This window comes from Rhizobium sp. BK316 (assembly GCF_014193695.1).
Lineage (GTDB): Bacteria > Pseudomonadota > Alphaproteobacteria > Rhizobiales > Rhizobiaceae > Rhizobium.
The window spans coordinates 164,173-185,758 of sequence record NZ_JACHZR010000003.1; the positions used below are offsets into that span (position 1 = coordinate 164,173).

The window sequence follows — 21,586 nt, forward strand, 5'->3', positions numbered from 1 at the left end:
CGAATGGAACGTGATCAGTGGCGGTACTGCTGGATGCGCGTGGTGCGCAGGCCGGCGAGACCATGGCTGTTGATGGAGGACTGCCAGGAAAGGAATTCTTCGACAGTGAGCGTGTAACGCTCGCAGGCTTCTTCCAAGCTCAACAGGCCACCGCGAACAGCCGCGACAACCTCTGCCTTGCGACGGATGACCCAGCGCCGCGTATTTGGCGGCGGAAGATCCGCAATCGTCAGGGGGCTGCCATCGGGGCCGATGACATATTTTACTCGGGGACGTATCATTTCGGTCATTGGACTCTCTACACAACGCAAGACCACGGACGCCACTCTAACTTGCCACATTTAAAAATTGCCTAAACTCATCGTAAGACTTTGATAACAACTTTAGACGCCGGTTGCGGGTGATTTGCGGATCGCCTGCCGTTACGTCAATTTGAGGCGGCTGCATGGGAGCCATGCGGAATAAATGTTACATATTTTTCCCAGGCAATTTTATAAGCGCTGCAACATAAGCATGAGCGCAAAGACTTCGTCTCCGTTCTTCTCGCAGTATCAATAAAGATTGCCATTTGAATGCTTCGTATCCTTCGGATGCGGAGCAAACGCCGTCTTTCCTGATCGTCCGGCGCGTCCAATCCGCGGCCGGTTGCGGAGCCGAGCCGAAGCCAGGCCCGTGAAGGAACATAGAGAATGAAGAGACGTGAACGCGCAGTCCGCGACTGCGCCGATGATACCGCATTTTCGCCTTTCGGAGCCCGTTCTACGGGCATTTCCGTCATCGACGGCGCAAGCCGCCTGGACGAGCTGACGAAGGCTGCCGGGTTCGAATTCCACCTGTTTTCCGTGTTCCCGCGCGGGGACCGGACGGCCTTTCTCGAAAACAAGCTGATCAGCAACTGGCCGCCGAGTCTCGTCAACTTTTACGAGGAGGCGGACCTCTTCTATTGCAGCAAGCTGGTTGCTGTCATGAAGCGCACCATCATGCCCGTCTTCTGCGATGAGGGGCCTTTTGGCGGCAATGCAGCGAATCAGGAAAACCGCCGTCTGAACACGATGTTTCAGATGCACGGGTTGAAGCATACCTTCGCCTTCGCGCTGCACGACGCTGACCTGAAACAATACATCTTCGCTTTTTCGGGTACGCGTGCCATGCCCTCTCGCGAAGAAGCAACGGCGCTGCTTTATGGCTGCATGGAGCTTCTGGACACGCTTCCGAGCGACGAGAAGCCGGAAGACCGGCCATCGGAAAGCCTCACACGGAGGGAGATCGAATGCCTGCGCTGGTCGGCCGCGGGCAAGAGCAGCGACGAAATTGCGATCATTCTCGATCTCTCATCGCATACAGTGGTGGGATATCTGAAGAGCGCCATGCGCAAGCTGGATTCGGTCAACCGCATGCAGGCTGTCGCCCGAGCATTCCGGTATCGGCTGCTCTAACAGCCGATACGCTTTTTTCCAATCAGAAGCCTTTACCGCCGTTCAGCTCGGAAATCAGCGTTCCGATGATGATGCGGATGTCCATCATAAGCGAGAAGTTCTCGACATAATGGAGATCGCTGGCGATGCGGGCGCGGGCCTTGGCCGGGCGGTCCGTCGGGCCGCGCAGGCCGCGCATCTGCGCCAGACCGGTGATGCCGGGACGCATGGCGTGGCGGTGATGATATTGCGGAACCAGCTCTTCATAGAGCATGCCGCCGGCACGCATGCCGATTGCATGGCAGCGCGGTCCGACAACCGACATGTCACCCTTCAGCACGTTGAGAAGCTGCGGCAACTCATCAATGTTCGAGCGACGCAGGAAAGCGCCGACGCGGGTGACGCGTGGATCGTTCTTCACGGTTTGGGCAACGCCCGTGACGTCGCACATGTCGGTACGCATCGAGCGGAACTTGTAGACCTTGATGGAACGGCAATTCTTGCCCCAACGGGTCTGCTTGAAAAGCACCGGACCGGGACTGTCCATCTTGATCAGGGCGGCGACGACCAGAAGAAGCGGAGCAAGCACGATGAGTGCGCTGATCGAGGCAAAAATATCGAAGGCTCGTTTCAGCGCGAACTGCACGGAGGCAGGCGGCGGAACGATGCTGTCGAGTGCGGCAACTGGGAACCTCGCGTTGACCTGATGAACAGGCGTAACGCGAAAGCTCTCTTCAGAAATACTTTTGTTAAGGTCCATGACGCTCAAGGATCTACCCTTTGTATTTTGAAGCTTTCGGGGTGTCATTCGATGGCTTGGTTAGCGCCACATTAAGGCGCTACAATGTTAGGCGGCGTTTAACCCTACTACATCCTAAATTTGCGACATTTGTTTAACCGAGTCCAGAGAAATTTCGCATCGCAGCAAACTTCGCAGTTGCGTTAAGTTAATGCAAAATCAGGAGTTTTATTTTTCAACCGAGGTTTTTATTAGGAATTATATGTGCTTGGCAGATTCGAGACAGCAAACGACGGTTGTGATAGTCGTGGCTTACACCGTGCCAAAACGCTCCATTCCCGGCGGGGCTGGGGTGATCCCGGTCCCGCCAAGATCGAATTTATCGCCTGTTGTACCAGAATGGGAGTGAGTGGAATTGCCCGGACTGGTGTTCCGAAACTATGGTTTAGCTATCATAATTATGTCTGCCTGCCACAGCGATGTTACCGAAGTCACACGATGTGCGCGGCGGCGATTGTGGCGACATTGTGTCGAGAGGGCATGCGGCGGGAAGGGAAGGGGGCGTTGGTTCTGAATCAAATTGAGGACCGAGACCGGAGCTGCCGGGTGATTCTTCAAGCCGGAGGGCATCCAGGCGCCGATGTAAATCGCCCTGCTGCAATATTACTGCGAAGAAGCTGAAAGAGACGCTAACTTCGGCGACCGTCACGCCCGCTTGAGCGCAGGCTTCGTGCCACCCCAGGAGACGAAATGGGGATTTGCGAAGTCGAAATCGGCAGATGCACCGGTTTTGCCGTAGATGAGCGGCTGGCCATCCATCGTGACAGTCGATCCACCGGCTGCCCGCAAGACCGCATCGCCGGCCGCGGTATCCCACTCCATGGTGCGGGTGAAGCGTGGGTAGACGTCGGCCTTGCCTTCTGCCAGCAGACAGAATTTCAGGGACGAGCCGATGTTGGTGCATTTGGAGATCGCATGCCTGGCGAGGAAAAGACCGGTCTCTGGGCTGTCATGCCGGAAACTCGCGAGCGCCATACTCTCTGCCGGCTGTTTGCGCACCTTGATCGGCATTCTCTCTGTTATCGCAAAGTTTTCATCGATTATCAGCTTCTCCGCGCTTCCGCGCTCGCCGGAAAAAGCGATGCCGAGCGCTGGGGCATAGACGATACCGGCGACGGGGACGCCGTTTTCCACGTAGGCGATGTTGACGGTGAATTCCTGGCGCTTATCCAGGAATTCACGGGTGCCATCGAGCGGATCGACAAGGAAGAAGGAGTTTCCGGCGATATCAGGCACTTTGCCAGCTGCTACCGATTCCTCGGCGATGACAGGGATCTCGGGGAAATCGCGTTCCAGATGCGCCAGTATGATGCGCTCGGCCTCCTGATCGGCGATCGTCACGGGGCTTTCATCAGCCTTCATTTCCACCGGGCAGCCGTGGCAGAAGACCTCCAAAATAGCCTTGCCGGCTTCGAGCGCCGCCCGTTCAAATGTCCTCAGCATATTCCTGCCGTTCGTCTGCGAATTCGTCTTGAGATCGCCGTGTCATATATAGTGCATACCGGGAGCTGCCGCATCCCTTCACTGAAACCCCATAACACTAGCACGGGCTTGCCAGTTTGCATAAGCACGTCATGAGCATTTGCCCGTGAAATGCCATTTGCAATTGATGGCATCTTCGAGTTTGAAATTTCGTCAACTTCCTTACTTGTGGAACAGTTTGCGCAGAGGGCGAACATTTTCGGTTTCGTTCAGTACACAAAGATTAATTGACGAAGCCGGATCTGGCTAAAAATTTGCCAAACGATGCCGCTTTTGTGTGGATTTTGGTTTGAATTGCGCCATTTAGGCCTGTTTACCCAAGATTCTGACGCGGTAAATCCTTTTTGTCTTCACATTTCCAACGAAACCGCTATGCAATGCGAGCTAGTGGTTCGTGTGAAAGCACGAGCGATAAAACCAATAAGAGATGCAACTTAAATTTGGTTCGCATCCAGGGGAAATGACATATGGAGTATTTCGTCCAGCAGCTCTTCAATGGGCTGACTCTCGGATCCATCTATGGCCTTGTGGCTATTGGCTATACGATGGTTTACGGCATTATCGGCATGATCAACTTCGCCCATGGCGACATTTTCATGCTCGGTGGCTTCGCTGCTCTTATCGTCTTTCTCGTTCTCACATCCATCTTCGCAGGTCTTCCGGTAGCCGTGCTGCTGCTGGCGATGCTTGTGATCGCGATGCTGATGACGAGTTTGTGGAATTGGACGATCGAGCGTGTCGCCTACCGCCCGTTGCGCGGTTCTTTTCGCCTGGCGCCGCTGATTACCGCGATCGGCATGTCGATCACGCTATCGAACTTCATCCAGGTCACGCAGGGTCCACGCAACAAACCGATTCCGCCACTTGTCGGCACGGTTTATAATGTCGGCAATATCTCGATCTCGCTGAAGCAGATCATCATTATCATCGTGACCGTCGTCCTGCTTGCCGCCTTCTGGTACATCGTCAACAAGACAGCACTCGGGCGCGCCCAGCGCGCGACGGAACAAGACCGCAAGATGGCAGCCCTGCTCGGCGTCAATGTCGACCAGACGATCTCCATCACCTTCATCATGGGTGCGGCACTCGCTGCCGTCGCCGGCACGATGTACCTGATGTACTACGGTGTCGCCTCGTTCAACGACGGCTTCGTTCCGGGCGTGAAGGCCTTCACAGCGGCGGTTCTCGGGGGCATCGGCTCGCTGCCGGGCGCCGTTCTCGGCGGGTTGATGATCGGTCTCATCGAATCCCTGTGGTCGGCCTATTTCACCATCGCGTACAAGGATGTCGCCACCTTCGCCATCCTCGCTTTCGTGCTGATCTTCAAGCCGACGGGCATTCTCGGCCGGCCGGAAGTCGAGAAGGTATAAGTCATGGCAAACATCGATACTTCCGCTGGCAAGTCCAACGCCGGGCTTGTCCAGAAGGGGCTTAGGGAAGCCTTCTTCGCCGGTCTCATCTCGCTTGGCCTGTTCGTTCTCTATGTCGGTCTCGGCACGCAGCAGAACATCAACAACGAGCTGATCGTCGTTCAGCGCTGGGGTCTGCTGGCAGTCTTCGTGCTGGTCGCTGCCATCGGCCGTTTTATCATGGTCGTTTTTGTCAGGCCGCATCTTGATCAGCGCAAGCTTTCGAAGGCGCGTCATGGTGAACTGGATATTTCAACGGATAAGGGCTTCTTCCGGACGCATTTCCTGAAGATCGCGCTCGTATTCCTTCTGGTCTATCCGCTTGCCACTGCCTATTTCCTCGGCCCGCAGGGCGCGTTGAAGTGGGTGGACAATTTCGGCATCCAGATCCTGATCTATGTGATGCTCGCCTGGGGTCTGAACATTGTCGTCGGCCTCGCCGGGCTGCTCGACCTCGGTTATGTCGCCTTCTACGCGGTCGGTGCCTATTCCTATGCGCTGCTTTCGGCCCATTTCGGCCTGTCCTTCTGGGTGCTGCTGCCGCTCGCCGGCATCTTTGCGGCTCTTTGGGGCGTCATCCTCGGCTTTCCGGTGCTGCGCTTGCGCGGTGACTATCTGGCGATCGTCACGCTTGCCTTCGGTGAAATCATCCGTCTCGTCATCATCAACTGGACGGAAGTCACGAAGGGCACCTTTGGTATCTCCGGCATCGCCAAGGCTTCGGTCTTCGGAATCTGGAGCTTCGATGTCGGCAAGGCGAATAACTTCGCCAAGGCCTTCGGCCTGCCGTCATCATCGGCCTATTACAAAATCTTCCTGTTCTACGTTATCCTGGCGCTCTGCATGCTGACCGCCTATGTGACGATCCGGCTGCGCCGCATGCCGATCGGCCGTGCATGGGAAGCGCTTCGCGAAGACGAAATCGCCTGCCGTTCACTTGGCATCAACACGGTGACGACGAAACTGACGGCTTTCGCTACCGGCGCGATGTTCGGCGGCTTCGCCGGCTCCTTCTTCGCTGCCCGCCAGGGCTTCGTTTCGCCGGAATCCTTCGTGTTCCTGGAATCGGCCGTCATCCTCGCCATTGTCGTCCTTGGCGGCATGGGTTCGTTGACAGGTATCGCGATCGCAGCCGTCGTTATGGTCGGCGGCACGGAAGCGCTGCGCGAAATGGACTTCCTTAAGGTTATCTTCGGACCGGATTTCACGCCGGAACTCTACCGCATGCTGCTCTTCGGCCTCGCCATGGTGATCGTCATGCTGTTCAAGCCGCGCGGTTTCGTCGGCTCGCGTGAACCGACCGCCTTCCTCAAGGAGCGCAAGGCGGTATCTGGAAGCTTTACCAAGGAGGGCCATGGTTGATGAGCCCTATCGAGAACACGATGTCGAATGACACTTTGCTCAAGGTCGAGCACCTGTCGATGAAGTTCGGCGGCCTGATGGCCATCAACGACTTATCCTTCGAGGCCAAGCGCGGCGATATTACCGCGCTGATTGGCCCGAACGGTGCGGGCAAGACCACCGTCTTTAACTGCATCACCGGTTTCTACAAGCCGACGATGGGCATGATCACACTGACGCAGAATAGCGGCAAACAGTATCTGCTCGAGCGCCTGCCGGACTTCCGCATCACCAAGGAAGCCAAGGTTGCCCGTACCTTCCAGAACATCCGTCTATTCTCGGGTCTCACCGTTCTGGAAAACCTGTTGGTCGCCCAGCACAACAAGCTTATGAAGGCTTCGGGCTTCACGGTGCTGGGTCTGCTCGGCATCGGTCCCTATAAGAAGGAGGCGGCTGCCGCCATCGAGCTTGCACGCCACTGGCTGGAGAAGGCCGACCTTATCGACCGCGCCGACGACCCGGCCGGCGATTTGCCTTACGGCGCCCAGCGCCGCCTGGAAATCGCCCGCGCCATGTGCACCGGCCCGGAGCTGCTTTGCCTCGACGAGCCGGCTGCCGGTCTCAATCCGCGTGAATCGGCGTCGCTCAATGCCTTGCTGAAAGGCATTCGCGCCGAAACCGGGACCTCCATCTTGCTTATCGAGCACGACATGTCTGTCGTCATGGAAATTTCCGACCACGTCATCGTCCTGGAATATGGCCAGAAGATTTCCGACGGCAATCCTGACCATGTGAAGAACGATCCGAGGGTTATTGCGGCCTATCTCGGTGTCGAGGATGAAGAAGTCGAAGAGGTCATTGCGACCGTAGAAGGGGGCGCAATCTGATGGCGGCCGGAGAACAGCTTCTCAAGGTTCAGAGCGTCGAGACCTATTACGGCAATATCCGCGCGCTCGCAGGCATCGATGTCGAGGTGAAGAAGGGCGAGATCGTCAGCCTGATCGGCGCCAACGGCGCCGGCAAGTCGACGCTGATGATGACGATCTGCGGCAGCCCGCAGGCCCGCACCGGCTCGATCATTTTCGACGGCCAGGACATTACCAAGCTGCCGACGCATGAGATTGCACGGTTGCGTATCGCGCAGTCGCCCGAAGGGCGGCGTATCTTCCCACGCATGACTGTTCTAGAAAATCTCCAGATGGGCGCTGGTCTCGACAACCTCAAATATTTCAATGAAGACGTCGAGAAGATTTTTACGATGTTCCCACGCTTGAAGGAGCGCCAGTCGCAGCGCGGCGGCACACTTTCGGGCGGCGAACAGCAGATGCTTTCAATCGGCCGCGCGCTGATGGCGCGTCCGAAGCTGCTGCTGCTTGACGAACCCTCGCTCGGCCTTGCGCCGCTGATCGTCAAGGGCATCTTTGAAGCCATAAAGGTGCTGAACGAGAAGGAAGGGCTGACCGTCTTCCTCGTGGAGCAGAACGCATTCGCAGCGCTCAAGCTGTCGCACCGTGCCTATGTGCTGGTCAACGGCAAGGTGACGATGAGCGGCAGCGGCAAGGAACTGCTCGCGAATCCCGAGGTCCGTGCTGCCTATCTCGAAGGCGGGCGGCATTGATCGCGGCAGAAGGGAGAGTTTGATCATGCAGGGACTTTTCTTCGAAAGCGACAGCGGGGTGAAGCTCGTCATCCGCGCATTCGTGGTGCTTATCGGTTTCTGGACGGCGTGGCGCGCCGGCAGGGCGGTTGCAGACGGCTGGAACAACTATTCGCTGGTTGTCGTCTACACCTTCCTGCTCGCTTGGGCGATGCAGTTCCTGCATCATGCGCTGTTTGACGGCCCGATGCTCAGCGCCTTCTTCTACATCATCGATTTCGTAACTTTGCTGGTCTTCTCGACAGCCGGGTTCCGCTATCGCCGTACCAATCAAATGGTCAACAACTATTACTGGCTGTACGAAAAAACTTCCGCGTTTTCGTGGAAGGAGAAACATTGACAGCCCGTTGAAACTAGGCATGAATTGCCTTCAGAGTGGAACAGCTTTCCTGGCGCAGTCAAAGGTGGGGTATGTGTCAGGCCTTGGAAGAAACCCGCCCAAAAATTGGGAGTAACAATATGAAGAAGTCTCTCTTGTCAGCGGTGGCACTGACGGCGATCGTTGCGTTCGGCGGCGTCGCACGAGCTGACATCGTGATCGGCGTTGGCGGCCCGCTGACGGGTCCAAACGCTGCATTCGGCGCCCAGCTTCAGAAGGGTGCCGAGCAGGCAGCCGCTGACATCAATGCTGCTGGCGGTATCAACGGCGAGCAGATCAAGATCGAGCTCGGCGACGACGTTTCCGACCCGAAGCAGGGCATCTCCGTTGCCAACAAGTTCGTTGCTGACGGCGTGAAGTTCGTTATCGGCCACTTCAACTCGGGCGTTTCCATCCCGGCTTCCGAAGTTTACGCAGAAAACGGCATTCTCGAAATCACCCCGGCTGCTACGAACCCTGTTTTCACCGAGCGTGGCCTGTGGAACACCTTCCGCACCTGCGGCCGTGACGACCAGCAGGGCGCCATCGCCGGCAAGTATCTGGCCGACCACTTCAAGGACGCCAAGATCGCCGTCATTCACGACAAGACTCCTTATGGCCAGGGTCTCGCTGACGAAACCAAGAAGGCTCTGAATGCCGCTGGCGTTACCGAAGCCATGTACGAAGGCGTCAACGTCGGCGACAAGGACTTCTCGGCCCTCATCGCAAAGATGAAGGAAGCCGGCGTTACCATCATTTACTGGGGCGGTCTGCACACCGAAGCCGGTCTCATCATCCGCCAGTCGGCCGACCAGGGCCTGAAGGCAGCGCTCGTTTCGGGTGACGGTATCGTCTCGAACGAACTTGCTTCCATCGCTGGTGACGCCGTTGCCGGTACGCTGAACACCTTCGGCCCGGATCCGACGATCAACCCGGCCAACAAGGACCTCGTCGCGAAGTTCAAGGCTGCCGGCTTCAACCCGGAAGCTTACACGCTCTATTCCTACGCTGCGCTGCAGACGATTGCTGCTGCTGCCAAGGCTGCCGGTTCTACGGACGCTGAAGCGGTTGCCGCGGCCATGAAGGAAAAGGGTCCGTTCCCGACCGTTCTCGGCGACATCTCCTTTGATGAAAAGGGCGACCCGAAGCTTCCGGGCTACGTCATGTATGAATGGAAGAAGGGCGAAGACGGCAAGTACAGCTACTTCCAGAAGGCCGACTAATTTCAGCCTCCGGCAGTGAATGCCTCTTATGGAAGCCCGGTCATCAACCGGGCTTCTTTCGTTTTGCCCAGCGGCATCGGATTGGTGCTCGTCAACTCAAAGACCATTCCATTCCCGGCCGGCATGCCCTAAGCCAAGGGCAAAGGATGGAGGAACCAGATCGATGCCAAGACCCCGCATTCTCGTCACCCGGCGCTGGCCTGCCGCGGTCGAAGCCGTGCTCGTCGAGCGTTTCGACGTAACGCTCAATACGGATGATGCGCCGCTCGGCGAAAATGAGCTGCGTCAGGCGCTGGCGGATTATGATGCGGTGCTGCCGACCGTCTCCGACAAGCTGCCGGCTGCGATCTTTGCAGGCGATATCCGCACGAAGATCCTCGGCAATTTCGGGGTCGGCTTCAATCATATCGATATCGCGACCGCCAAAGCGAAAGGCGTTACGGTGACGAATACGCCGGGCGTTCTCACCGATTGCACTGCCGATATCGCCATGCTGCTCCTGCTGTCCGTCGCGCGCCGCGGCGGGGAAGGCGAGCGGCAGCTACGTGCCGGAGAATGGAAGGGCTGGTGCCCGACACATATGATCGGCACGAAGGTGACCGGCAAGACTGTCGGCATCATCGGCTTCGGGCGGATCGGCAAGGCTTTTGCACAACGCTGCCATTTCGGCTTCGGCATGGATGTCGTGTTCTACAACCGCTCAGAGGTCGATCCGGCTGAAGCGGCGCGCTACGGCGCACGTCAGCTTGCTTCGGTGGAGGCGGTGCTGGCGACTTCCGATTTCGTTTCCCTGCATTGCCCTGGAGGAGCGGAAAACCGGCATCTGATGAATCCGGCACGGTTCGCCGCAATGAGGCCGGGCGCTTTCCTCATCAACACTGCGCGCGGTGATGTGGTCGATGAGACGGCACTGATTGCCGCACTTGCCAAAGGCACGATCCGGGGCGCGGGACTCGACGTCTATGAGGCGGAGCCGCATGTGCTGGAAGCGCTGCGGCGCATGGAGAATGTCGTTCTGCTGCCACATCTCGGCAGTGCTACGCAGGAAACGCGCACGGCGATGGGGATGAAGGTCGTGGAGAATGTGACCGCCTTCTTCGAGGGGCGGGAAGTGCCGGACCGGGTGGTCTGAAGACGCTGCCCTTCATTTGCTACATCTCATGCAAGACATGCGCCGCCTTCACGGCAGCGGATGCCCTGTTTTCCACGCCAAGCTTCACATAGATCTGTTCGAGGTGCTTATTCACTGTGCGCGCGGACAGGCCGAGAATTTCGCCGATATCGCGATTGGCCTTGCCCTTGGCGATCCACATCAGCACTTCGGACTCGCGCTGCGTCAGTGAAAAATGCCGGCGCAGGACTTCGTCGTCGCTGCGCTGGTTGGCAGCCGTCAAGCGGAAGAGATATTCGTCGGGGCCGATGGCGCCGAGGAAGGCGAGCTGAAGAGCGGCCTGACCGACATGAGCGATGGAGATGAGGGCGTCACGTGCGGCGACGGCACGCTCCTTCATCCAGGTGCCGATCGTGCGGGAGACGACCTCCATGCCATCGTCGCTTCCCATGGCGGCATTGACGAGGCGGGTGGCCTGCGGCGTGGACCAGTGGATCGCGCCATTTCCCTTCACGGCCAGCAGATGACGACCGGCGGCATCGAGTGCCACGCGCGCGCTTTGGGCCGAGCGGGCATTGCGCAAGTGAACGCGAATGCGGGCGCGCAGTTCATCGATGTTGATCGGTTTCGACAGGTAGTCGACTCCGCCCGATTCCAAGGCATGCACGACATGCTCGGTTTCGGTCAGCCCCGTCATGAAGATGACGGGCACCTGGGCGACGGCGGCATTGGCCTTCAGCCTGCGGCAGGTTTCGAAGCCGTCCATCGAGGGCATGACCGCATCGAGCAGGATGAGATCCGGCGTGATGCGCTCGACGATATTGAGCGCAGCCGAGCCTGATGTGGCGATCAGCACGGAGAAGCCTGATTGTTCCAACGCGTCGGTCAAAAAGCCGAGCGCCTCAGGCGAATCGTCAACCAGGAGAACGATGTCGCGAGGAAGCTCAGCCAACGGTTTCACCCTTTTCTTCGAATTTGTGCAGGAAATCCATGAAGCCGGCGAGATCGAAAGCGGCGACATAGGAGCGAAGCTCTTCGGTGAATGGCTGATTTGCCTCCACTTTGGCAAGATCGGCGAGCTTGGCTTCTATGCCCCTGATGTAGCCGATCTCGCCAAGCCGCAGCAGTTCCTGAACATGTGCGGCCCCCGGGCTTTTCAGCGATATGGCTGCAGGTGCCGAAGCCGGCGCCTGATCGTCGGCATATAGCCATTTCAGGCCGAGATGCAGGGCGAGCTTATCGCGCAGTTGTTTGATATCGACCGGCTTGCCGATCGCATCATTGTGGCTGTCGTCGCTGTCGCTGTGAGCGGCTGCGTCGCCGATATTGGCTGACAACATCACGATCGGCGCGGCGCGTCCCGTCTCACGCAGCCGGGAAACGAGCTGCCAACCGTTCATGCCGGGCATAGAGATATCGACGAGGAAGAGATCCGGCTCGATGCCTTCGACGAGCGTCAGGCAGTCCAGGCCGCTTGCTGCCGTGAGCACGATGAAATCGAGTGGGACCAGGATTTCGCGCATCATCTCGCGATGATCCTCGTTATCATCAACGACGACGATCGTGCGGCGCGGGCCGTCATAGCCGACGATCTTCTTTTCCTGCGGCGGAGCGGCAGGGCGCATCACGGCCGACAGCATGAGGCGGACGCGGAAGGTCGAGCCTTTGTTCTTTTCGCTGTCGACCGCGATTTCGCCGCCGAGCGTGTTGGTCAGAAGGCGGGTAATGGTCAGGCCAAGACCGAGGCCGGGCATGGGCCGCACGCTTTCTGCTTCACCGCGCTGGAAGGGCTCGTAAATGCGCGTCAGATCCTTTTCGGCGATTCCACGGCCGGTGTCGGAGACGGTGAAGGTCGCGACCTGGCTGCGGTAGCCGACATCGAAGGTGACGCTGCCTTCGTCGGTGAATTTGATGGCATTGGAGAGCAGGTTGACGAGGATCTGGCGAAGCCGCTTCTCGTCAGTGCGTACGAACTGCGGCAGAGCCTGCGAGCGGTTGTGGATGAAGGTGAGGCCTTTCGCCTGCGCCTGCGGCCGGAACATGTCGACGATCTGGTCGAGGAAATCCTGGATGTTGATCTCGTTCGAATAGACCTGCAGGCGGCCGGCTTCGATCTTCGAAATATCCAGAAGGCCGTCGATCAGGCCGGACAGATGCTCGGCGCTGCGGCGGATGACCTTGATGGAGGATTGACGCGGGGCGGGGATGGTCTCGTCGCGTTCGAGGATCTGGGCGTAGCCGAGGACGGCATTCAGCGGCGTGCGCAGTTCGTGGCTCAGGCCCACCACGTAGCGGCTCTTGGCGCGGTTGGCGGCTTCGGCCGTTTCCTTGGCGGTCTGCAGGGCTGCGTCGGTTTTCTTGTGAGCGGCGATTTCCTTGAGCAGAAGCGTGTTCTGGCGGGAGGATTCCTCCTCGGCGACGACACGGCTGTCATGGGCGAGCACGTAGAACCAGCAGGCAATGCCGGCGATGACCGAAAAGACGAAGAAGACGATCAGGATGGTGCGGTTGACGACTTCGGCGGTCTCCGGCGAAGCCGAGGCCACCTGATGGGCGATCATCGCAAGGATCGCGCCGACGGCCGTCAGTGCCAGTGCCACGGCAATGCCATAGCGGCCAAGGCGGGTCGTCAGTTTCTGGACGATGGTTTCCGGCAGCAGGGTCTTTGCGACGGCGCCGACCTGCGCGTTGAGGCGGGCGTTCGGCTTGCACATGTCGTGGCAACGGCTGTCGAGCGAGCAGCAGAGCGAGCAGATCGGCGCGGCATAGGCTGGGCACCAGGCCATATCTTCAGGCTCGAAGGGATGTTCGCAGACGGAGCAGTTGATAGTGGTCAGGTTCTTCCAGGCATGGCGCGGCTTGCGGGCGAGATAGAACTTGCCTTTGGTCGCCCAGGCGAGGGTGGGTGAGGCGATCAGCGCGATCACCAGCGTGATGTAAGGGGCAAGCGAAGCTGCGATCGAGCCGAAGGTGCCGAAATGGGCGATGAGCGCGAGGCCGGCCGACAGTGTCATGGCGCCGAGGCCGACCGGATTGATGTCGTAAAGATGGGCGCGCTTGAACTCGATGCCGGGAGGGGCAAGGCCGAGCGGCTTGTTTATGAAGAGATCGGCCGAGATCGTGCAGAGCCAGGCCATGGCAACAATCGAGAAGATACCGAGCGTTTCCTCCAGCAGCCGGTAGATGCCGAGTTCCATCAAGAGCAGCGCAATCGCCACATTGAAGACCAGCCAGATGACGCGGCCGGGATGGCTGTGCGTCAGCCGCGAGAAGAAATTCGACCAGGCGAGCGAGCCGGCATAGGCGTTCATCACGTTGATCTTCAGCTGCGAGACCACCACGAAGGCGGCCATCAGCAGCAGGGCGGCATTGTGCCAGGGGATCATGTAGCCGAAGGCAGTCAGGTACATCTGTGCGGGGTCGGCGGCACGGTCGACCGGCACGCCGGATGTGAAGGTCAGCACCACGAGGAAAGAGCCGGCGAGCAGTTTCGGTGCGCCGATGATGACCCAGCCGGGACCGGCGAGGAAAACGGCGAGGCGGTGGCGCCATTTGCGCTGCGGATCCGGCGGCAGGAAGCGCAGGAAGTCCGCCTGTTCGCCGATCTGCGACATGAGCGCGAGGATGACGGCGGAGGCCGCGCCGAATTCCACAAGATTGAAATCTGCGACCGTGCCGGGCGGGCCGGAGGCATGGCGGATGCCCGCAAAAGCGCGCCAGACATCGAATTGCTGCCAATCCATCAGGGCGATGAAGATGAAGGGCAGGATATTGAGGACGATCCAAAAGGGCTGGGTCATCAGCTGGAACTTGCTGATGAGGCGCACGCCGTGCGTGACGAGCGGGATCACCATGACGGCGCTGATGATGTAGCCGATCCACAAGGGAATGCCGAGCGTCAACTCCAGCGCGCCAGACATGATCGAGGCTTCGATTGCAAACAGCATGAAGGTGAAGCTTGCATAGATCAGCGAGGTGATCGTCGAGCCGATGTAACCGAAGCTCGCGCCGCGCGTCAGCAGGTCGATATCGACGCCGTGGCGAATGGCATAGCGGCTGATCGGCAGGCCGATCGCGAGCATGGCGATGGAGGCGACGATGATGGCGAAGAAGGCGTTGGTCGTGCCATAGGAGAGCGTAATCGCGCCGCCGATCGCTTCGAGAGCCAGGAAGGAGATGGCGCCGATCGCTGTCTGCGAGATGCGTTGGGAGGAGAAGCGCCGGGCGCTCTTGGCTGTAAAGCGCAGCGCGTAGTCTTCAAGCGTTTGGTTGGCGACCCAGCGATTATATTCGCGTCTCACCGGAATGATGCGTTGGCGCGCTGTCATGCCCTCTTTCCGGCGTTCCGGTCAGCTTATCGTCTCCGAGCCACTTTTGGCGGGATGGGCGGGAAAGGCAAGAGGCGGAACGCCGGCAGATTCACAGAACGGCAATATTTTTGAAACCGGTCTGTCACATAAGCGCTCTAACTCTCCCGCCGTCCGTTCAACCATCTCGGGTATCACCATGTCTGTTCCAAGCCTTTGCCGCCTGAGCACCGCGCTCGTCTGCCTTCTTTCGATTGTGCCATCGCTTGCCGCCGCCGAGCAGGCCACGGCGGCGAAAGCGCCTTATGTGGAGGCCGGAAACACCAACAAGCGCGGCGACGCGTGCTTCTCGACAGTGGACACCAATGCCGCCGTCCATCTTCTCTCCGGCTTCCTCGACGTATGGACGCCGCGCACGCCATTCGTCGATGCCGGCGTAGAGGCCCCAGCCAAGGATAATTGCCCCGCGGTTGCCAAAACGGATTGGGACGGCATTCCCTTCAGCAAGACCGACGGCCAGGTCGTCAACAAACTCGTCCATGACGCCAATATCGCCTATGTCGTCAAGGCGACGAAGGCGCGGACGGACGATCAGGCGGTTGCCGCTTATCTCGACGATCGCCGCGGCAAGAATGCCAGTATCGTCGATGGCCTTGGTCCGCTGACCGATGCCTGGAAGGCCGGCTCCAAGCAGACCACGACGATCACCGAAGTCGCGGCCGATGCGACGACGGTCAAATACGACGACAAGGGCAACAATCGCGGCGCCGGCAGCAAGCCGGACGCGGAAAACAAGACCGACGCCAATCCGGACATGGGCCTTGCCATCGACTTCATCAACGCCGCAAGCGGTGACGGTTCGACGGAGCCCGCCAAGCGTTATTTCAAATATGGCCGTCCCTACCGCTGGAGCCAGGAGGTATCGGTCGTCCCGACGCTGGAGCCCGCCAAGAGCGGCAAGCCGGTCGAGGACGGCGGCTTCCCGAGCGGGCATACGGCGGAAGCCTGGCGGGATGCGCTCGCCATGGCCTATCTCGTACCGCAGCGCTTTCAGGAGATGATCACGCGCGCCAGCGAACTGGGCGAAGATCGTATCCTTGCCGGCATGCATTCGCCGCTCGACGTCATGGGTGGCCGCATGCTCGGCACCGCCACGGTCGTCTATAATCTGAACAAGGCCGACAACGCCGCGCTGAAGAGCGATGCTTACACCCAAGCGCAGTTATGGCTCATTGCCAAATCAGGCGTTGCGGATGCGGGCGCGCTCGAAGTCGTGGCTCATGCAGCGCCGCTCGCCGCAGACCGTTTCGCTGATCATGACGCCAACCGCGCTTACGTGCTGCAGCGCCTGAGCTACGGCCTGCCCACCATCCATGGGACCGACCAGCCGGCCCGCGTGCCGCAGGGGGCCGAAGCGCTTCTCGAAACGCGTCTGCCCTATCTCGACGGCGAGCAGCGCCGCGACGTGCTTGGCACGACGGAGATCGCCTCGGGCTATCCGCTGCTCGATGATGCTGAGGGCTATGGCCGCCTCAACCTGTTTGCCGCGGCAGACGGCTACGGCGCCTTCGATCAGGACGTGATCGTGACGATGGATGCCGCAAAGGGCGGCTTCAACGCGATTGATACTTGGCGCAACGATATCGGCGGCAAGGGCAAACTGGCGAAGCGCGGCAGCGGCATTCTCGGCCTTTCCGGCGCTAACAGCTATACCGGCGGCACGGTGCTGGAAGAAGGCGCGCTGGTGGCAGGCTCGCCCTCGGCCCTTGGCACCGGCGGACTGTCCGTGAACGGCGGCTCTCTCGTCCTGGCGGCCGATAAGCCCCTGACTGTGGGCGGTGATTATCAGCAGCTCGCCAATACCGTGGCGAAGCCGACGCTCGGTGCTGACCGTGCGGGCACGCTGGTCATCGCGGGCAATGCGATACTCTCCGGCGCTCTCGACGTCACACTTGCCCCAGGCTACGCCCCGGCGCCCGGAACGAAGATCGAGATCCTGAAGGCAAGAGCCGTCACCGGCATCTTCGACAAGTTCACCATCTCCGGCCACAAGGCGACCCTTTCCTACGGCCCGACGTCGGTCACCTTGACGATCGGCGGATAATATCGAACTGGCAGGGCGTCCTCTCCGCGGGATGCCCCGTCTTGTCTTTACCTGCCCGTTTGCCCCTGCCGCCTACGTCATTTTGCGTATGTGTTTTTGCGTTGCAGCACCCGATAGTTCTTTAAGCAACAGTTAATCTCCGTTTCCGGCCCTGTTGCGGAACAAGAAGAGGGGAGTTCAACCAGATGAATCTCAGATCCACTATTACAGGCGCAGCGCTCGGCGCAGTCATGGCCGCATCGGCCGCCTTCCACGGTGCGGTTGCCGCCGACGACACGATCAAGGTCGGCGTTCTGCACTCGCTTTCCGGCACGATGGCGATTTCCGAAACGACGCTGAAAGACGCCATGCTGATGCTCATCGACGAGCAGAACAAGAAGGGCGGTCTCCTCGGCAAGAAGCTCGAAGCCGTCGTCGTCGATCCGGCTTCCGACTGGCCGCTCTTTGCCGAAAAGGCCCGCGAGCTGATCGAAAAGGACAAGGTTGCGGCCGTTTTCGGTTGCTGGACCTCCTCTTCTCGCAAGTCGGTCCTGCCGGTTTTCGAAGAGCTGAACTCGCTGCTCTTCTACCCGGTCCAGTACGAGGGTGAAGAATCCTCGCGCAATATCTTCTACACGGGTGCCGCTCCGAACCAGCAGGCGATCCCGGCCGTCGACTACCTGATGAACACCGAAGGCGTAAAGCGCTTCGTGCTCGAAGGCACCGACTATGTCTACCCGCGCACGACCAACAAGATCCTGGAAGCCTATCTGGAATCCAAGGGCATTCCGAAGGAAGACATCCTCATCAACTACACGCCGTTCGGCTTCTCCGACTGGCAAACGGAAGTTTCCAAGATCAAGGAATTCGGTTCGGCCGGCAAGAAGACGGCCGTCGTCTCCACCATCAACGGTGACGCCAACGTTCCTTTCTACAAGGAACTCGGCAACCAGGGCATCAAGGCGACCGATATCCCTGTCGTCGCCTTCTCGGTCGGCGAAGAAGAGCTTGCCGGTCTCGACACCAAGCCGCTTGTCGGCCATCTCGCCGCCTGGAATTACTTCGAATCGGTCGATACGCCGATCAACAAGAAGTTCATCAAGGAATGGCATGCTTACACAAAGAACGACAAGCGTGTGACCAACGACCCGATGGAAGCTGCCTATATCGGCTTCAACGCCTGGGTTAAGGCCGTCCAAGCTGCCGGCACGACCGATACGGATGCGGTTCTCGACCACATCATCGGCGTCTCTGTTCCGAACCTCTCCGGCGGCACCGCGACCGTCATGCCGAACCACCACATCACCAAGCCGGTGCTGATCGGTGAAATCCAGGCCGACGGCCAGTTCGAAATCGTTCAGCAGACCCCCGCGGTCGTCGGCGACGAATGGTCCGACTTCCTGCCGGACTCCAAGGATCTGATCTCCGATTGGCGCAAGCCGATGAACTGCGGCAACTTCAACGTTGCCACCGGCAAGTGCGGCGGCAAGGGTTCCTGAGTTAGCCCGTTCGACATGAGCCACTAAGACTTCCGTCCGGATTTCAGATCCGGGCGGAAGCTTCGTCCCCAGCGGTTGCTACGATAATTTAGGCGGGAAAGCCGATGTATCGCGCCATCAAGATCTTTCTTTTGACTGTTTGCCTCGCGTTTTCGGGGCTGGCGCTTGCCGGCGTGACGGCAGGACTCAAAGCTCAGGATGATGTCCACGCTCTTGTCGATGCGCTCGGCGTCGGCGGTTTTCCGGAGCGCGAAGCGGCCATCAAGGCGCTCGTCGCTTCCAAGGATGCGCATGTCAGCCAGATATTGCAGCAACTGAGCGATGGCCTTCTCTACGTCAATTCCGACGCGGGAGGCCCCGTCCTCGTTCAGGGCGGCACGGATGACGAGCCGACCTATTCCGATCCGCTCACCGGTGAAGCAGTTGCAGATATCGATCCCGACACGATGTCGAAGGTCAGGATCAACAATTCGGTGCGTACGCTCATCGGCACATTGATGAGCCAGATGACGCTGTTGAGCCCTGATCGCGGCGCCCGCCTTGCAGCCGCCCAGGGGCTCCTTAAGGATGCCGATCCCGCCAATCTCGATTTGCTGAATTCGGCGCTGGCGGATGAGAAGGATGGCGAGATCAAGAGCACGATGGAAGCGGCGCGCGCCGTCATGGTGCTGAAGAGCGATGCGAGCGCCGACGAGAAGAGGCAGGCGATCGATACGGTTGCCGCACGTGGCGGCCGCGATGCGCTGACCATCCTCACTACGGCGTTGGCAACCGCGCCCGACGATCTCAAACCTGCCATTCAGACGCATATCTCGACCATCAACCGCAGCCTCGCTCTCTGGAATATCGTCCAGAATGTCTGGTACGGCCTTTCGCTCGGCTCGGTGCTGCTGCTTGCTGCCATCGGCCTTGCCATCACCTTCGGCGTCATGGGCGTCATCAACATGGCGCATGGCGAAATGGTGATGATCGGCGCCTACACGACCTATGTCGTGCAGGAATATATCACCGCGAATTTTCCCGGCATGGCCGACTATTCGCTGGCCTTTGCCGTGCCTGCCGCCTTCGTCTTCACCGGTTTCGTCGGTCTCATCATCGAGCGCGTCGTCATCCGCTATCTCTACGGCCGGCCGCTGGAAACGCTGCTGGCCACCTGGGGCGTGTCGCTGATCCTGCAGCAGGCGGTGCGCACGGTCTTCGGCCCGACCAACCGCGAGGTGCGCAATCCGAGTTGGATGTCGGGTGCTTTCGAACTCGGCGGGTTGTCGATCACCTGGAACCGTCTCTGGATCATCGTCTTCTCGATGGCGGTTTTCGTGACGCTGCTGATGCTCTTGAAGCGCTCCGCCTTCGGCCTGCAGATGCGCGCGGTCACACAGAACCGGCGCATGGCTTCGTCCATGGGTATTCGCACCGGCTGGGTCGATGCATTTACCTTCGCACTTGGGTCCGGCATTGCCGGCATGGCGGGTGTGGCGCTCTCGCAGATCGATAACGTCTCTCCGAACCTCGGCCAGAGCTACATCATCGACAGTTTCATGGTCGTGGTCTTCGGCGGCGTCGGCAATCTCTGGGGCACACTCGTCGGCGCTCTGTCGCTCGGCGTCGTCAACAAGTTCCTCGAACCCTTTGCCGGTGCCGTGCTCGGCAAGATCCTAGTGCTCGTCCTCATCATTCTCTTCATCCAGAAGCGTCCGCGCGGGCTCTTCGCACTCAAAGGAAGGGCGGTGGAAGCATGATTACGGCCTTCCTTCTCCGGTCTCTCGATCGCCGGATCTCCATTGCTATCGCCATTCTGCTGGTGATCGCGGTTCTGGTGCCGGTGCTGAACCTCGCGACCGCGGCGGATAATCCGCTGCATGTGCCGACCTATATCATGGCGCTGTTCGGCAAGTACCTGACCTATGCGCTCTTGGCGCTGGCGCTCGATCTCGTCTGGGGCTTCTGCGGCATTCTCTCGCTCGGCCACGGCGCCTTCTTTGCGCTCGGCGGTTATGCGATGGGCATGTATCTGATGCGGCAGATCGGCCCGCGCGGCGTCTATGGCGATCCTATCCTGCCTGACTTCATGGTCTTCCTGAACTGGAAGGAACTGCCGTGGTTCTGGTACGGCTTCGACCAGTTCTGGTTTGCGGCACTAATGGTGCTGCTCGTACCTGGTCTGCTCGCTTTCATCTTTGGCTGGTTTGCCTTCCGCTCGCGCGTCAACGGCGTGTATCTCTCTATCATCACGCAGGCCATGACCTATGCGCTGCTGCTTGCCTTCTTCCGCAACGACATGGGCTTCGGCGGCAACAATGGCATGACCGACTTCAAGGATATCCTTGGTTTCAACGTGCAGGCGGACGGCACGCGTGCGACGCTCTTTGCAGTCACCGCAATCTTCCTGGCACTCTCGCTGATGATTGCCTCGGCGATCGTGCGGTCGAAATTCGGCAAGGTGCTGGTCGGCGTGCGTGATGCGGAAAGCCGCACGCGCTTCCTTGGCTACCGTGTCGAGCATTTCAAGCTCTTCACCTTTGTCGTCTCGGCGATGATGGCGGGCATTGCCGGCGCACTCTACGTGCCGCAGGTCGGCATCATCAATCCCGGCGAATTCGCGCCGGCCAACTCCATCGAAGTCGTCATCTGGACGGCGGTCGGCGGACGGGCGACGCTGATCGGGTCGATCATCGGCGCGATCCTCGTCAACGGCGGCAAGACGATCTTTACCGGCCTCTTCCCCGATTACTGGCTGTTTGCGCTCGGCGGTCTCTTCGTGCTTGTCACGCTGCTTCTGCCGAAGGGCATTGTCGGCACGATCGCCCAATATCTCGGCAAGCGGAAGCCTGTATCCAATGGCGTGCCGCCGGCCGCTGCCGAAGAAGGCGTCGACGCAAAAATCCAGGCTGCGGAGTAGACC

Annotated in this window: 17 protein-coding genes; 12 read left to right on the forward strand and 5 right to left on the reverse strand. The window is 59.4% G+C overall.

Annotated features, from left to right (window positions below; translation table 11 throughout):
* Positions 1-14 precede the first annotated feature (14 nt).
* Positions 15-290: a DUF1153 domain-containing protein gene (locus FHT87_RS14845; RefSeq protein ID WP_007533628.1), complete on the reverse strand. Its 276-nt coding sequence runs from the start codon at positions 288-290 to the stop codon at positions 15-17.
* A 399-nt stretch (positions 291-689) separates the two neighbouring features.
* Between FHT87_RS14845 and FHT87_RS14850 the strand changes: the two genes are divergently transcribed.
* The gene (locus tag FHT87_RS14850; RefSeq protein WP_183732292.1) at positions 690-1,436 is read left to right on the forward strand and encodes a LuxR C-terminal-related transcriptional regulator; all 747 of its coding nucleotides are present in this window, start codon (positions 690-692) and stop codon (positions 1,434-1,436) included.
* A 22-nt stretch (positions 1,437-1,458) separates the two neighbouring features.
* Here the strand turns inward: FHT87_RS14850 and FHT87_RS14855 are convergent, their stop codons facing one another.
* Both FHT87_RS14855 and cysQ read right to left on the reverse strand, forming a co-directional pair.
* Positions 1,459-2,184 carry a sugar transferase gene (locus tag FHT87_RS14855; RefSeq protein WP_183732289.1) on the reverse strand — a complete coding sequence of 242 codons (726 nt, stop codon included), beginning with the start codon at positions 2,182-2,184 and terminating at the stop codon, positions 1,459-1,461.
* A 675-nt stretch (positions 2,185-2,859) separates the two neighbouring features.
* Complete coding sequence (cysQ, locus tag FHT87_RS14860) at positions 2,860-3,657, reverse strand: 3'(2'),5'-bisphosphate nucleotidase CysQ (RefSeq protein WP_183732286.1); 798 nt, start codon at positions 3,655-3,657, stop codon at positions 2,860-2,862.
* Positions 3,658-4,163: 506 nt separating this feature from the next.
* On the opposite strand from cysQ, the gene FHT87_RS14865 reads away from it, so the two are divergent.
* The 7 genes from FHT87_RS14865 (at position 4,164) to FHT87_RS14895 (ending at position 10,816) form a co-directional block, all read left to right on the forward strand.
* Positions 4,164-5,066: a branched-chain amino acid ABC transporter permease LivH gene (locus FHT87_RS14865; RefSeq protein ID WP_183732284.1), complete on the forward strand. Its 903-nt coding sequence runs from the start codon at positions 4,164-4,166 to the stop codon at positions 5,064-5,066.
* A 3-nt stretch (positions 5,067-5,069) separates the two neighbouring features.
* On the forward strand, positions 5,070-6,467 hold the full coding sequence (gene livM, locus FHT87_RS14870; protein ID WP_183732281.1) for a high-affinity branched-chain amino acid ABC transporter permease LivM: 1,398 nt from the start codon (positions 5,070-5,072) through the stop codon (positions 6,465-6,467).
* Positions 6,467-7,333, forward strand: a complete 867-nt coding sequence (locus tag FHT87_RS14875; RefSeq protein ID WP_183732279.1) for an ABC transporter ATP-binding protein — start codon at positions 6,467-6,469, stop codon at positions 7,331-7,333. Before livM ends, FHT87_RS14875 begins: the two co-directional genes overlap by 1 nt.
* Complete coding sequence (locus tag FHT87_RS14880; protein WP_183732276.1) at positions 7,333-8,064, forward strand: ABC transporter ATP-binding protein; 732 nt, start codon at positions 7,333-7,335, stop codon at positions 8,062-8,064. Before FHT87_RS14875 ends, FHT87_RS14880 begins: the two co-directional genes overlap by 1 nt.
* A gap of 25 nt (positions 8,065-8,089) precedes the next feature.
* Entirely contained in the window at positions 8,090-8,443 is a 354-nt protein-coding gene (locus FHT87_RS14885; RefSeq protein WP_183732273.1) for a DUF6867 family protein, read from the forward strand.
* A 119-nt stretch (positions 8,444-8,562) separates the two neighbouring features.
* Complete coding sequence (locus FHT87_RS14890) at positions 8,563-9,684, forward strand: branched-chain amino acid ABC transporter substrate-binding protein (RefSeq protein ID WP_183732270.1); 1,122 nt, start codon at positions 8,563-8,565, stop codon at positions 9,682-9,684.
* A 163-nt stretch (positions 9,685-9,847) separates the two neighbouring features.
* A complete protein-coding gene (locus FHT87_RS14895) occupies positions 9,848-10,816 on the forward strand; it encodes a D-glycerate dehydrogenase (protein ID WP_183732267.1) in 969 nt (322 codons plus the stop codon).
* Positions 10,817-10,835: 19 nt separating this feature from the next.
* On the opposite strand, the gene FHT87_RS14900 is transcribed toward FHT87_RS14895, so the two are convergent.
* Both FHT87_RS14900 and FHT87_RS14905 read right to left on the reverse strand, forming a co-directional pair.
* The gene (locus tag FHT87_RS14900) at positions 10,836-11,747 is read right to left on the reverse strand and encodes a response regulator transcription factor (protein WP_183802924.1); all 912 of its coding nucleotides are present in this window, start codon (positions 11,745-11,747) and stop codon (positions 10,836-10,838) included.
* Positions 11,740-15,123 carry an ATP-binding protein gene (locus FHT87_RS14905; RefSeq protein WP_183802928.1) on the reverse strand — a complete coding sequence of 1,128 codons (3,384 nt, stop codon included), beginning with the start codon at positions 15,121-15,123 and terminating at the stop codon, positions 11,740-11,742. The genes FHT87_RS14900 and FHT87_RS14905 overlap by 8 nt, the downstream gene beginning before the upstream one ends.
* A 178-nt stretch (positions 15,124-15,301) precedes the next feature.
* Between FHT87_RS14905 and FHT87_RS14910 the strand changes: the two genes are divergently transcribed.
* From FHT87_RS14910 to urtC, 4 genes are all read left to right on the forward strand, one after another.
* Positions 15,302-17,206 carry a phosphatase PAP2 family protein gene (locus FHT87_RS14910; RefSeq protein ID WP_183802931.1) on the forward strand — a complete coding sequence of 635 codons (1,905 nt, stop codon included), beginning with the start codon at positions 15,302-15,304 and terminating at the stop codon, positions 17,204-17,206.
* Positions 17,207-17,391: 185 nt separating this feature from the next.
* Complete coding sequence (gene urtA, locus FHT87_RS14915; RefSeq protein WP_183802934.1) at positions 17,392-18,684, forward strand: urea ABC transporter substrate-binding protein; 1,293 nt, start codon at positions 17,392-17,394, stop codon at positions 18,682-18,684.
* 104 nt (positions 18,685-18,788) lie between these two features.
* Positions 18,789-20,423, forward strand: coding sequence for an urea ABC transporter permease subunit UrtB (gene urtB, locus FHT87_RS14920; protein WP_183802937.1), 1,635 nt, complete (start codon positions 18,789-18,791; stop codon positions 20,421-20,423).
* The gene (gene urtC / locus FHT87_RS14925) at positions 20,420-21,583 is read left to right on the forward strand and encodes an urea ABC transporter permease subunit UrtC (RefSeq protein ID WP_183802940.1); all 1,164 of its coding nucleotides are present in this window, start codon (positions 20,420-20,422) and stop codon (positions 21,581-21,583) included. Before urtB ends, urtC begins: the two co-directional genes overlap by 4 nt.
* Positions 21,584-21,586: the final 3 nt, after the last annotated feature.

Coding starts and splice junctions, on each gene's coding strand:
- FHT87_RS14890 (WP_183732270.1), top strand. CDS start 8,563: ATGAAGAAGTCTCTCTTGTCAGCGGTGGCACTGACGGCGATCGTTGCG.
- FHT87_RS14845 (WP_007533628.1), bottom strand. CDS start 290: ATGACCGAAATGATACGTCCCCGAGTAAAATATGTCATCGGCCCCGAT.
- FHT87_RS14875 (WP_183732279.1), top strand. CDS start 6,467: ATGAGCCCTATCGAGAACACGATGTCGAATGACACTTTGCTCAAGGTC.
- urtB (WP_183802937.1), top strand. CDS start 18,789: ATGTATCGCGCCATCAAGATCTTTCTTTTGACTGTTTGCCTCGCGTTT.
- FHT87_RS14880 (WP_183732276.1), top strand. CDS start 7,333: ATGGCGGCCGGAGAACAGCTTCTCAAGGTTCAGAGCGTCGAGACCTAT.
- FHT87_RS14850 (WP_183732292.1), top strand. CDS start 690: ATGAAGAGACGTGAACGCGCAGTCCGCGACTGCGCCGATGATACCGCA.
- FHT87_RS14895 (WP_183732267.1), top strand. CDS start 9,848: ATGCCAAGACCCCGCATTCTCGTCACCCGGCGCTGGCCTGCCGCGGTC.
- FHT87_RS14865 (WP_183732284.1), top strand. CDS start 4,164: ATGGAGTATTTCGTCCAGCAGCTCTTCAATGGGCTGACTCTCGGATCC.
- urtC (WP_183802940.1), top strand. CDS start 20,420: ATGATTACGGCCTTCCTTCTCCGGTCTCTCGATCGCCGGATCTCCATT.
- livM (WP_183732281.1), top strand. CDS start 5,070: ATGGCAAACATCGATACTTCCGCTGGCAAGTCCAACGCCGGGCTTGTC.
- cysQ (WP_183732286.1), bottom strand. CDS start 3,657: ATGCTGAGGACATTTGAACGGGCGGCGCTCGAAGCCGGCAAGGCTATT.
- FHT87_RS14905 (WP_183802928.1), bottom strand. CDS start 15,123: ATGACAGCGCGCCAACGCATCATTCCGGTGAGACGCGAATATAATCGC.
- FHT87_RS14885 (WP_183732273.1), top strand. CDS start 8,090: ATGCAGGGACTTTTCTTCGAAAGCGACAGCGGGGTGAAGCTCGTCATC.
- FHT87_RS14910 (WP_183802931.1), top strand. CDS start 15,302: ATGTCTGTTCCAAGCCTTTGCCGCCTGAGCACCGCGCTCGTCTGCCTT.
- urtA (WP_183802934.1), top strand. CDS start 17,392: ATGAATCTCAGATCCACTATTACAGGCGCAGCGCTCGGCGCAGTCATG.